The following is an 11,494-nucleotide window of genomic DNA, read 5'->3' as shown; positions in this document are numbered from 1 at the left end:
ATCCGTCAGATCCGACGGATACCCGCCCCCGGAACCACTCACGCACGGCTCAACGACCCCGCCAGCCACGGGACACGGCAGATCTCAAACACGGTCTCAGAGAACGGTCGCGCAGGACACCGAGCAGGGCGGTCAGCGCGGCACCGTGCGCGTCGCCGAGGTCGGAGATGGCCACGGCGCGTGCCGCCGCGGCCGCCCGGGACACAGCCAGCCATTCGGGCGCGGCCTCGTTCCGCAGGCCCTCCCGGTGGGCGGTCACCAAGTCCCACACCCCCAGGGCGGGCGCCAGGTCCTCCTCCGCCACCGGGGAGTCCTCGGTCCGCACGAGGACCAGCAGCGCGCCCTGCTCCGTGGCGTCGCTGGCCAGTGCCAGCACGGGCACTTCAACGCCAGCCATCGTGGCCCGTCCCTGCCAGGTGCCCCGCGCGGGCACCATCGGCCGGATCGCGGCGAGGTCGGCGATCGTGACGGACGACCCCGGCGCGCCGGGCGACTCGCCGTACGTCTTGAACGGCGCGAACGGGCAGTTGGCGGACAGCTGGGCGAGCACCCGGTGGGGGATCGCCTCGGCGAAGGCCGCAGACAGCCGCAGGTGGGTCTCGGTCAGCGGCGCCCGGATCACCTCGACGGCCGGCATCAGGTCCATGGCTCCGAGCATAGGCGGCGCGGCGCACGCTCCGGCTGTCCTTTCGGCCAGGGCGAACTGGCCGAACGGCCAGCCGGAGTGGAGCCGGTCCTTCTCCAGGATGGAGTCATCACCGGATCAGAGGAGAGACAGATGAAGGCGATCGTTTACGCCGAGCACGGCGGCCCGGAGGTCCTGCGACTGGAGGACGTCGCGGAGCCGCACCCCGGGCCCGGCCAGGTGCGGCTGAAAGTCATGGCCGCCGGCGTCAACCCAGTCGACCACAAGATCCGCAGCGGCTTGATGCCGGACATGGCGCCCGCGTCCCTGCCGGCGATCCCCGGCCTGGAAGCGGCCGGCGTGATCGATGAGGTCGGGGCGGGCGTCACCGGTGTCGCGGTGGGCGACGAGGTGATGGCCTGGACCGTGACCGGCTCCTACACCGAGTACGCCCTGGCCGACGATTTCGCACCCAAGCCGGCCGGCCTCGGCTGGGAGATCGCCGCGGCGCTGCCGGTGGCCCTGGAGACCGCGGACCGCGTGCTCGACGCCCTCGGGGTGGCGGTCGGGGAGACGCTGCTGGTGCATGGCGCAGCGGGAGCGGTGGGCGCGTTCGGCGTCCAGCTCGCGGTGGCCCGCGGCGTCACCGTCGTCGGCACCGCGTCGCCGCGCAACCACGGCTACCTGCGCTCGCTCGGCGCGATCCCGGTCACCTACGGCGACGGACTCGCCGACCGGGTCCGGGCCCTCGCGCCGCAGGGCGTCGACGCGGTCTTCGACGTTGCCGGGCAGGCCGCCCTGGACGTGTCGATCGAGCTGCGCGGCGGCACCGACCGGGTCGTGACGATCACCGATCTGCGGGCCTTCGACCTGGGCGTCGTGTTCTCCGGCAGTAACCGGCGGTTCGGGGCGCAGCTCGCCGATTACGCCCAGCTCGTCGCGGACGGCGCGCTCGGCGTTCGCGTCGCCGCGAGCTTCGCGCTGGCCGACACCGGCCGGGCGCACGAGCTGAGTGAGACCGGCCACGCGGGCGGGAAGGTGGTCCTGATCCCGTAGCGACATAGAGCGAGGCCCGGTCACCAGGGAGGGCAGACGGTGTCGGCGGCTTTCTGTTCCACCCCGGCAAAACCCCTTCACCATGCCATCGGGCTCGGTATGACTCGCTGCTGCCGGCCGGCCGAGGGCCCATGAATGAAGCTCGGCGAGAGGGTCGACTACCTCCACGCCGTCGTTCCCGAGATCGCCATCCCGATCCACCCGTCCGGCGTGGCGAACGCCCACCGAGGATCTCGGTGTGACGAGGGAGACCGAGGGGGCGCTCCGGGAGGCGTTCGCCGTGCCGCTGCCCCATCTGGATGAGCGGCAGCGGCGCCTGGCGTTGGGGTCGGCTGCCCGGGTGCTGGGTGTCCGCCGGGTCGTGCGGGTGGCGGAGTCGACGCCCTGCACGAGATGACACCCGTCCTGGACGCCCTCGACCGACGCATCCGCCCAGCACCCATCACCACACCCACTGCGGCAGACCTCGCCGGCCTCATCGGGCGAACCCACAATGCCAAGTAATTAAACGTCAGGTCCCTTGGACTGCACGGCCGTACAAGACAGGATGAGAAAGCCGCCCCGAGCCCGGCGAAGGGGGTAGTGATTTATCCGAGGATGAAATTCTCCTCTTCTGCGTGCGTCGGCAGCGTGGCAATGTCGTCGGTGCGACCGGCCGCAGGCCCCGCGGAAACGGCTCCAACCCATTCGGCGGAGAGCAACATCCCAATCCACCGGGATTCCCCACCCGCAGGTCAGGATGCACACAGAACCCTCGTTCCAAGGAGTGACCAGCATGGCCGAAGAAAAGTCCGTCGCCCCCGCGACGCTGCAGGACTTCGCGCCGAAGCTGGCGGAGCTGACCGACGAGGTCCTGTTCGGTGACGTGTGGGAGCGGCCGGGTCTGTCGTCGCGGGATCGCAGCCTCGTCACGGTCAGCGTCCTGGTGGCCCTGTACCGCACCGAACAGCTCGGCTTTCACCTCCGCAGGGCCATCGAGAACGGCCTGACCGTGGAGGAACTCGTCGAGGCCGTCACCCACTTGGCTTTCTACGCCGGCTGGCCGAACGCGATGACCGCGATCAACCAGCTCAGGGCCGTCGCCGAGCAGGGGCAGCCGGCCCCCTGATCCACCCGCCTGCCCGCCGACCACACCCACGCACCTTCGAGGAGCCGTCATGCTCGGAACAGTCATTCACGCGCCCTGGGACGTCCGCATCGAGACCCTCCCCGGTCCGAAGATCATCCAGCCGACCGACGCGGTCATCCGGACCGTCGCCACCTGCGTGTGCGGCTCGGACCTGTGGAGCTACCGCGGCATCAACCCGGTGACCGGGCCGCAGCCGATCGGCCACGAGTACGTCGGCGTCGTCGAGGAGGTCGGCAGCGCCGTGTCGACCGTCAAGCCCGGCCAGTTCGTCATCGGCTCCTTCATCGCGTCCGACAACACCTGCCCGATCTGCCGGGCCGGCTACCACACCAACTGCCAGCACCGGGACTTCCCCAACGGCTGCCAGGCCGAGTACATCCGCATCCCCCTCGCCGACGGCACCCTGGTCGCCATGCCGGAGCAGCCGGCCGAGGAGCTGATCCCGAGCCTGCTGGCCCTGTCCGATGTCATGGGCACCGGCTGGTACGCCGCCAAGGCGGCCGAGGTCAGGCCCGGTTCGACGGCCGTGGTCGTCGGTGACGGCGCGGTGGGCCTGTCCGGCGTCATCGCCGCGAAGGAACTGGGCGCGGAGCGCATCATCGCCATGAGCCGGCACGCCTCCCGGCAGAAGCTGGCCCTGGAGTTCGGCGCCACCGACATCGTCACCGAGCGCGGGGAGGAAGGCGTCGCCCGCGTCAAGGAACTGACGAACGGCATCGGCGCCGATTCGGTCCTCGAATGCGTCGGCACCCAGGAGTCGATGCAACAGGCCCTGCTGTCCACCCGCCCCGGCGGCAACGTCGGCTTCGTCGGAATGCCGCATGACGTGCAGATCGACGGCGAGCAGCTGTTCTTCTCCCACGTCGGTCTGCGCGGTGGCCCCGCCCCGGTGCGCGCTTACCTTCCCGACCTGATCGACCGTGTCATCGACGGTCGGATCAACCCGGGCAAGGTCTTCGACCTCACCCTCCCGCTCGGCCAGGTCGCCGAGGCGTACAAGGCCATGGACGAACGCCGCGCCATCAAGGCGCTGCTCAAGCCCTGACCCCCCAACTCCCGGCGAGCGCAGTCCGGTTTCCCCCGACCGCCTGCGCCCGCCGGGGCATTCCAGCTTCACCGACGACCTCTCGTCCAGCCAGCGCCACCACCACCCCTCAGAGGAGCACACGCCATGCTCGGTCTCGAACTCGTCGTGCTCCTCGGTGTGGCCGTACTGGTGGGCCAGGTCGTCGCACAACGCCTGAACGTGGCACCGCCTGTCGTGCTGCTGGTCGTAGGCGTGCTGATGGGACTCGTCCCGGCCGTGCGCCAGACGGAGCTTCCGCCGGAAGTGGTGCTGCTGCTGTTCCTACCGGTACTGCTGTACTGGGAGAGCCTCACCACCTCCCTGCGAGAGATCCGCGCGAACCTGCGCGGCATCGTCCTGCTCAGCACCGTACTGGTGATCCTCACCGCATGGTCCGTGGCCGCCACCGCGCACGCGCTCGGCCTGCCCTGGGGACCGGCCTGGGTACTCGGAGCGGCGGTGGCCCCCACGGACGCGACAGCAGTGGGCGTGCTGGCCCGAGCTCTACCGCGCCGCCAGGTCACCGTGCTACGCGCCGAGAGCCTCGTCAACGACGGCACAGCCCTGGTCATCTACGGCCTGGCGGTCGGACTCACCGTCGGCGAGGAGCATCTGACCCTGCCACATGTCGGGGCGCTGTTCCTGCTGGCCTACGCCGGCGGCGCCGCGGTCGGTGTGCTGGTCGCCTGGGTCAACATGAATCTGCGGCGCCGCCTGGACGATCCCCTGCTGGGCAACCTCGTCATGATCCTGGCGCCGTTCACGGCTTATCTGCTCGCCGAGCTGATCGAGGCCTCCGGTGTCCTCGCGGTCGTCGTCAGCGGGCTGATCATGGCTCAGGTCGCGCCGAGCCTCATCCGGGCCGAGCACCGCCGCCAGGCACTGGCCCTCTGGCCGCTGGCCACGTTCATCATCAACGGCGTTCTGTTCGTCCTGGTCGGAGTGGAACTCCAGTACGCTCTAAGGCACTTGGGCCGGTCCGACCTGACCCGCGGCCTGGTCGCGATCGCGATCGTCAGCGTGGTGCTCGTCGCCGTCAGGTTCGCGTTCCTGTTCGCCAGCGCCTACCTGATCCGCATGCTCGACCGGCGTCCGCAGCAGCATCTGCGGAGAATCAGCCACCGGGCGCGCGTCGTCAGCGGACTCGCGGGCTTCCGGGGGGCGGTGTCGCTCGCCGTGGCGCTTTCCGTACCGCAGGCCCTCGACTCGGGCGAGCCCTTCCCCGACCGTGACCTCATCATCTTCGTCACCTCCGGCGTGATCGTGGTGACCCTCGTCGTGCAGGGCCTGCTACTGCCGCGCGTGGTGCGCTGGGCCCGGCTGCCGCGCGACACCTCCGTCGACGAGGAACTGCTCCTCGCCGAGACCGCGGCGACCGAGGAAGCCATCGAGGCACTGCCGCACCTCGCCGCCGAACAGGGCGCCACCCCGAAGGTGGTGGAGTGGCTGCACCAGGAGTACGAGGCCCACTTGGCCACCGTACGGGCCAGAGGCGCCGGCTCCGACGACGATCCCGCGCTGGTCCACAACCGCCACTACACCGATCTGCGCCTCGCGCTCATCGCCCACAAGCGCGCCACCGTCGTCCGCCTGCGCAACGAACGCAGGATCGACGACACTGTGCTGCGCCGGCTCCAGACGGCCCTGGACTACGAAGAGGTACGGCTGGCCGGACGTGAGCAGGAGGAGTGAGCCGAGCCCTGCACCCGTCGACCATCCCGGCGGCCCGGAGACACCCATGTCCACCCCCGGCACACCCACCCCGCCGACCACGAGCGGTCCCGCCTCGGCGCATACGAGCAGGATGACCCGCGCCCTGACGCTGCTGTTCGCGATCGCCGGCGGCACCGCGGTCGCCAACCTCTACTGGGCACAACCGCTGCTCGACTTCATCGCCGACGACCTGCACGCCTCCCACGCCATCGCGGGCTGGCTCGTGACGGCCACTCAGATCGGCTACGCGGCAGGGGCGCTGTTGCTGGTGCCGCTCGGTGACATCCTCGACCGCCGTCGGTTCATCCCCGCGCTGATGATCTGCTCGGCTGTCGCCCTCGTCGGCTGTGCCCTCGCCCCGTCGATGCCCGTCCTGCTCGTCGCGGTCACCCTCCTGGGCCTGACCACCGTCAGCGGCCAGCTGCTCACCCCGCTCGCCGGCGACCTCGCCGACGACACCAACCGCGGGCAGGTCGTGGGAACGGTGGTCTCCGGGCTGCTCATCGGTATCCTCACCTCCCGCACCATCAGCGGACTCATCGCCGACGCCGCCGGATGGCGCGCCATCTACGTCCTCGCCGCGGCGGCCGCCGTCGCCTTCGCGCTGCTTCTTCGCCGCGCGATCCCGCCGCTGGCCCCGAAGGCGCACCTGCCCTACCCGAAACTGCTGCTGTCGGTCTGGCAGGTGGTCCGGCAGGAGCGCGCGGTGCGCTGGACCCTGTTCCTCGGCGCCACCGCCTTCGGTGTCTTCACCATGTTCTGGACCGCCCTGACCTTCCTGCTCAGCGCGCCGCCGTTCTCCTACCCGGTCTCCGTCATCGGCCTGTTCGGCCTCATCGGCCTCGCCGGCGCCCTGGCCGCCCAGCGGGCCGGGCGGCTCCACGACCGGGGCTGGTCCCTGCCCGCGACCGGCTGGGGATGGGCCGCGATCGTGGCCTCCTTCGTCGTCGCGGCTCTCGTCGGCCGTTCCGTCGCGGGGATCATCGTGGCCATCATCCTGCTCGACATCGCCGTGCAGGGCGTGAACATCCTCAACCAGACGCGCCTGTTCGCGATCGCGCCGCAGGCGCGCAGCCGCCTCAACACGGCCTTCATCACCTGCAACTTCATCGGCGGCGCGATCGGCTCCGCCGCCGCCTCCATCCTGTGGTCCGCCGGCGGCTGAAGGGCGGTCTCCCTGACGGGCGCCGGCCTCGCAGGCGTCGCCCTCCTCGTGTGGGCCCTCGGCCGACGCGGACCTCTCCTGGGAGGGCAACAAGCCTGACCGCCCGCTCTGCAAGCCCAGAACACGTCACGGATCAGGAGCGACGACATGCGCATCGTGGCCATCGAAGAGCACTACGCCACCCCCGAACTGCTGGAGGCCACAGGACTGGACCTCTCCTGGCTCCCGGACGATCCGCACGACCGGCTCCTCGACACCGTCGACGCACGGCTCGCCGACATGGACGCGGCCGGCATCGACCTCCAAGTGCTCTCCGCCGTCGGGCCGGCCACCCAGGACCTGCCCGACGCGGTCGCCCTGCCCCTTGCCCGCCGACTCAACACCGGACTCCACGACACCATCGCCGCGCACCCGGACCGCTTCGCCGGCTTCGCCACCCTGCCCACCGGGAACATCGACGCCGCCGCCACCGAGCTGGAGCACAGCGTCACCGAGCTCGGCCTCGTCGGCGCCCTCGTCAACGGCACCATCCAGGGCCGCTTCCTCGACCACCCCGACTGCGCACCGATCCTTCAGGCCGCCGCACGGCTGAACGTGCCGCTTTACCTGCATCCCGGCGTCCCCCCGCAGCCCGTCCTCGGCGCCTACTACGCGGGCTTGAAGCCGCCGCTGGCCCGCATGCTCGCCACCGCCGGCTACGGCTGGCACTACGAGACCTCCCTGCACGCACTGCGCCTCGTAGTCTCCGGCGTCTTCGACCGCTATCCCCAGCTCAGGATCATCCTCGGCCACCTGGGCGAAGGCATCCCCTTCCACCTGGCCCGGATCGAGGACATGCTCACACCGCTCGCCCCCGACCTGTCCCACCCGGTCAGCAGCTACTTCCACACCCACTTCTGGGTGACCACCAGCGGCTACTTCTACGACGGCCCGTTCGAACTCACCCGCCAGGTCTTCGGGGACGACCGGATCATCTTCTCCGTCGACTACCCCTACTCGGACAACAAGCGAGCCACCGCGTGGCTGCGGTGGCTCGCCGTCGACCAGGAGACGCGGGAAAAACTTGCCCACCGCAACGCCGACCATCTCCTCGGGCTGAGGTGACCGACCCTGGAGGCGGGGACGGCGGTGGCGGTGCCCAGCGAGTCGGGCGGGAGCGTGCGAAGCAGGAGCACCCGAGCCGGTGCGGAGGTCGCGCCTGCGTGAAGGCTCATCCTCCCGCTGTTGTCCCCGTGCAGCGCCGGATTCTGCACATCACCGAACCGGCTCCGCAGGACTGGAAGGCTGAGCCGCCTGGAGGTACCGGGCAGCGAGGGCAGGCTGGTTGCCTCCCCCGAGCAGGGCCGACTCAGCGGCCTGGAGGGCGTCGAGCGCGGCAGCCGCATCCTCCAGGCCCGGGATGCAGACGGCCTCGCCCAGCCGCAGGCCCGCCAGACTGGCCCCGGCCACGTCCTCGGGGGACATGGCCCAGGGGATGCTGCGGCCCGCTCCGCCGTTCCAGTCCGTGGCGACGACACCGGGACACACGACCTGCGCGCGAACCGGGGTGTCGGCGAGTTCGCCGGCGAGGGTGCGGCTGAAGGCGAGCGTGGCGGCCTTCGCGGCGGCGTACAGGGTGCGCCTGGGCATTCGCGGGTCGTTGCTGCCCGCGCTGAACGCGAGAAGTGAGGCGATGGTGACGATGCTGCCTTGCCGGGCCTCGAGCATGCCGGGCAGCGCGGCACGCGCCAGCCGGATGGGCGCGACGGCGTTGAGGGTGAGCAGGCGGTCGATATCCGCAGGGTCGACATCGGCGAGCGGCGCGTAGCCACCGGCTCCGGCGTTGTTGATCAGCAGGCGGATGTCCCCGGCAGCCAGGCGGTCGCTGACGGCGGCGATGCCGTCGCCGGTACCGAGGTCGGCAGGCAGCACGGCGACTGCCGCTCCGCCGGCACGCAGCTCCTAGACCGTCGAGCCGGTCCGCGCGGCGAGCCACGAGAACAAGGTCGTAGTCGACAGCCAGGAGACGGGCGTAGGCGGCGCCGATACCGGAGGAGGCACCGGTGATGAGGGCAAGGTGACGAGTCATGGAATCCACCATGCGACAAGTTCTTGATTGATGTCAAACGTTTGATATTTGTGAAGCGCCGCTATCCTGGGGCCGTGACGCAGAACGACGAGGGGCCAGTCGCCCCCAACGCGCTGGGCCGGGTGACCTGGGCACTTCGCCGCACCGAGCTGGCGGTGCAAGCACTGAAGGAACAGCGGCTGCGCCCCCTGGGAATCGCTGTTGCGCACTACTCGCTGCTGATCACCGTCCACAACCAGCCGGGTCTGACCGGTGCAGAGTTGGCACGTCGGCTCGGCGTTACGCCGCAGGCGGTTGCTTCGCTCGTGGCGCGCCTGGAAGGTCGTGGGCAACTGGAGCGCCATGAGCACCCTCGCCATCGGCACGTTCAGGAGTTGCACCTCACCCAGGCAGGAAGCGACGTGCTGCGCGCGGCCGACAAGGTGATCGACGAGGTTGAGCAGCAGATCACGGGTGCACTCGGCCTCGCCGGCGCCGAGCAACTGCGGGCGCTGCTCGGCGAAGTGGCCGAGGCGGTCCGCGAGAGCTGAGAAGCGATCCGCAAGCCGGCCGCGGGACTTGGGATCGGCACGAGCGTTCGTGGGTTCCTGATTCGGGTGATCTCGGCGTTGTCGCCGCATGAAGACAGGGCCTCTGTGCAGCTTGAAGGTTGTCGAGACCGAAAAGCTGCGAGGAGGCCCTGTTGTCGCTCTTGTACGCTGCCGCTGGACTCATACGCAGCGGCCACTCTCTCGTGCTTCGGGACTCGACATCTCGAAGCGTGGAGAACGGCCGCCTCCGCTGTCCCGGGAAGAACCGCAGATCAGGAGGCCGGGTGACCTGCGAGGTTAGACGTCGAGCTCAGAGGACGGCGAAGAACTCCACCATCTTGGTGGTGGGTTGCGGTGGAACCTACGGGTCGTCACGACAGACCGATCCGGCCCGCTGCGGCGACCCACGGCTGCTGGCCGCCCTGGGGGGTGTAGCGGCGCACGTGCTGGGTCCGGGCGACTAGTCGGCGCATGTCGGCGCGGTCGTCGACCAGCCCGTGGGTCCGGGCCTGGACCAGTACGTTACCGAGCGCGGTGGCCTCGGTGGGCCCGGCGAGCACCGGCAAGCCGGTCGCGTCGGCGGTGAGCTGGCAGAGCAGGTCGTTGCGGCTGCCGCCGCCGACCAGATGGACCACCTGATGTCCCGGCCCGCCAGTTCGGCTGCCTGACACAGGGTGTGACGGTGTGCCAGGGCCAGGCTCTCCAGGATGCAGCGCACCACCGCGCCCTGGCTGCCGGGCAGGGTCTGGCCGGTCCGCTCGCAGTACGCGGCGAGGCGGGCGGGAATGTCGCCGGGGGCGAGGAACTCCGGGTAGTCCGGGTCGACCACGGCGGCGAACGGCTTGGCCTGCGCGGCCTGGGCGAGCAGGCCGGGGAGCTGGGACGGGCGGACCCTTGGCCTGCCAGGTCCGCTGACTCTCGCTCAGCAGCCACAGACCCATGATGTTGCGCAGGTAGCGGACGGTGCCGTCGATGCCGAGCTCGTTGGTGAAGTTCGCCGCCCGGGAGGCCGAGGTCAGCACGGGGGCGTCGAGTTCGAGCCCGGCCAGTGACCAGGTGCCGCAGGAGATGTAGGCGAAGTCGCGGTCGGCGGCGGGCACGGCCACCACGGCGGAGGCGGTGTCGTGCGAGGCCACGGCGGTGACGGGCGTGGCCTCCGGCAGCCCGGTGTACGCGGCGGCCGCGGGCAGCAGGGTACCGATCGCGTCGCCCGGGCAGCGCAACGACGGCAGCAGACCGGGCTCGAGGCCAAGGGCGGCGAGGATCGGCTGGGACCAGGCGCCGGTGCTGGCGTCGTACAGGCTGGTGGTGGAGGCGTTGGTGGCCTCGGCGCCGACGCTACCGGTGAGCCAGTGCGCGAGCAGGTCGGGGATGAGCAACAGGGTGCGGGCGGCCTCCAACTGCGGGGTACCGTCGGCCGCTGCCAGCTGGTAGATCGTGTTGAAGTCGAGGTGCTGCAGCCCGGTGATCCGGTACAGCTCACCGGGCGCGATCCTGGCCTGGACGCGGTCCACGGCCGCCCGGGTGCGCGGGTCACGGTAGTGGTGCGGGTTACCGAGCAGCGCGCCCGACGCGTCGAGCAGGCCGTAGTCCACAGCCCAGCTGTCGATGCCTGACCGAGGCGCTACACCAGCATCGACTTCTGCTCCCCCGACATCGGCGCCACCCCTCTGTGGCTGGAGATCGACCTCGGAGCCGACCGGGCGATCAACTCCGTCACCCTCCACCCCCGCACCGACACCGGCGGAAACGGCGGTGGCATCCCGCAAGGCTTGCACCGGACGCTCGCGCACCGTCTGACCTGGTGCTTGTCCCGGCCGGGCGGAAGATCCACACGAGGGTCTTCAGCAAGGTTCTCTACAAGCCCCGTGTCCGAGATGATGTGGGGATGATCGGAAGAGAGTATGCGATGCGCCTGGTCGGGACGCTCGTGGAGCAACACAACCAGTTGGCCCGGTCGTTGGAATCCCTCTCGGGAGAGATGGCGATCTCCCAGGTGACGGACCATCCGTAGCGGTTTCTACCAGATCAACAGCCGGGCTTTCGCTGTCGAGGACTGGGAGCCCGGCTATCGGCGGCTGGCCAGGAGCGAGCCGTCGAGCGCCGGCCGACCACGTCGGTGGTTCCGGGGCAGGACCGACG

The 11,494-nt window shown here is 70.3% G+C and carries 10 protein-coding genes and 1 pseudogene; 8 read left to right on the top strand and 3 right to left on the bottom strand.

Annotation, left to right across the window (positions count from 1 at the left end):
- Positions 1-49 precede the first annotated feature (49 nt).
- On the bottom strand, positions 50-646 hold the full coding sequence (locus ASC99_RS26890; protein WP_200948442.1) for a hypothetical protein: 597 nt from the start codon (positions 644-646) through the stop codon (positions 50-52).
- A 132-nt stretch (positions 647-778) separates the two neighbouring features.
- Here ASC99_RS26890 and ASC99_RS26885 point away from each other — a divergent pair, with 132 nt between their 5' ends.
- The 7 genes from ASC99_RS26885 to ASC99_RS26860 all read left to right on the top strand — a co-directional run bounded on the left by ASC99_RS26885 (position 779) and on the right by ASC99_RS26860 (position 7,858).
- Positions 779-1,681, top strand: coding sequence for an NADP-dependent oxidoreductase (locus ASC99_RS26885; RefSeq protein WP_057236760.1), 903 nt, complete (start codon positions 779-781; stop codon positions 1,679-1,681).
- Between the two features lie 238 nt (positions 1,682-1,919).
- On the top strand, positions 1,920-2,078 hold the full coding sequence (locus ASC99_RS42285) for a hypothetical protein (protein WP_157531767.1): 159 nt from the start codon (positions 1,920-1,922) through the stop codon (positions 2,076-2,078).
- Between the two features lie 378 nt (positions 2,079-2,456).
- On the top strand, positions 2,457-2,789 hold the full coding sequence (locus tag ASC99_RS26880) for a carboxymuconolactone decarboxylase family protein (RefSeq protein ID WP_057236758.1): 333 nt from the start codon (positions 2,457-2,459) through the stop codon (positions 2,787-2,789).
- Between the two features lie 49 nt (positions 2,790-2,838).
- Positions 2,839-3,855: a zinc-dependent alcohol dehydrogenase family protein gene (locus tag ASC99_RS26875; protein ID WP_057236756.1), complete on the top strand. Its 1,017-nt coding sequence runs from the start codon at positions 2,839-2,841 to the stop codon at positions 3,853-3,855.
- A 126-nt stretch (positions 3,856-3,981) separates the two neighbouring features.
- Positions 3,982-5,568, top strand: a complete 1,587-nt coding sequence (locus ASC99_RS26870; protein ID WP_057236754.1) for a Na+/H+ antiporter — start codon at positions 3,982-3,984, stop codon at positions 5,566-5,568.
- 112 nt (positions 5,569-5,680) lie between these two features.
- Positions 5,681-6,754, top strand: coding sequence for an MFS transporter (locus ASC99_RS26865; RefSeq protein WP_200948441.1), 1,074 nt, complete (start codon positions 5,681-5,683; stop codon positions 6,752-6,754).
- 147 nt (positions 6,755-6,901) lie between these two features.
- The gene (locus tag ASC99_RS26860) at positions 6,902-7,858 is read left to right on the top strand and encodes an amidohydrolase family protein (protein WP_057236752.1); all 957 of its coding nucleotides are present in this window, start codon (positions 6,902-6,904) and stop codon (positions 7,856-7,858) included.
- A gap of 150 nt (positions 7,859-8,008) precedes the next feature.
- Here the strand turns inward: ASC99_RS26860 and ASC99_RS26855 are convergent, their stop codons facing one another.
- Entirely contained in the window at positions 8,009-8,665 is a 657-nt protein-coding gene (locus ASC99_RS26855; RefSeq protein WP_235583147.1) for an SDR family oxidoreductase, read from the bottom strand.
- A gap of 231 nt (positions 8,666-8,896) precedes the next feature.
- Here ASC99_RS26855 and ASC99_RS26850 point away from each other — a divergent pair, with 231 nt between their 5' ends.
- Positions 8,897-9,352 carry a MarR family winged helix-turn-helix transcriptional regulator gene (locus ASC99_RS26850; RefSeq protein ID WP_082598666.1) on the top strand — a complete coding sequence of 152 codons (456 nt, stop codon included), beginning with the start codon at positions 8,897-8,899 and terminating at the stop codon, positions 9,350-9,352.
- A gap of 371 nt (positions 9,353-9,723) precedes the next feature.
- On the opposite strand, the pseudogene ASC99_RS26845 reads toward ASC99_RS26850, so the two are convergent.
- Positions 9,724-11,121: pseudogene (locus ASC99_RS26845) on the bottom strand (rhamnulokinase family protein).
- Positions 11,122-11,494: the final 373 nt, after the last annotated feature.

The sequence above is a fragment of the Kitasatospora sp. Root107 genome, assembly GCF_001424875.1.
Lineage (GTDB): Bacteria > Actinomycetota > Actinomycetes > Streptomycetales > Streptomycetaceae > Kitasatospora.
Note: the sequence above shows the minus strand (reverse complement) of the source record. Positions and strands in the feature narration are given on the sequence as shown.

Coding starts and splice junctions, on each gene's coding strand:
- ASC99_RS26885 (WP_057236760.1), top strand. CDS start 779: ATGAAGGCGATCGTTTACGCCGAGCACGGCGGCCCGGAGGTCCTGCGA.
- ASC99_RS26890 (WP_200948442.1), bottom strand. CDS start 646: ATGGACCTGATGCCGGCCGTCGAGGTGATCCGGGCGCCGCTGACCGAG.
- ASC99_RS26875 (WP_057236756.1), top strand. CDS start 2,839: ATGCTCGGAACAGTCATTCACGCGCCCTGGGACGTCCGCATCGAGACC.
- ASC99_RS26880 (WP_057236758.1), top strand. CDS start 2,457: ATGGCCGAAGAAAAGTCCGTCGCCCCCGCGACGCTGCAGGACTTCGCG.
- ASC99_RS26860 (WP_057236752.1), top strand. CDS start 6,902: ATGCGCATCGTGGCCATCGAAGAGCACTACGCCACCCCCGAACTGCTG.
- ASC99_RS26870 (WP_057236754.1), top strand. CDS start 3,982: ATGCTCGGTCTCGAACTCGTCGTGCTCCTCGGTGTGGCCGTACTGGTG.
- ASC99_RS26865 (WP_200948441.1), top strand. CDS start 5,681: ATGACCCGCGCCCTGACGCTGCTGTTCGCGATCGCCGGCGGCACCGCG.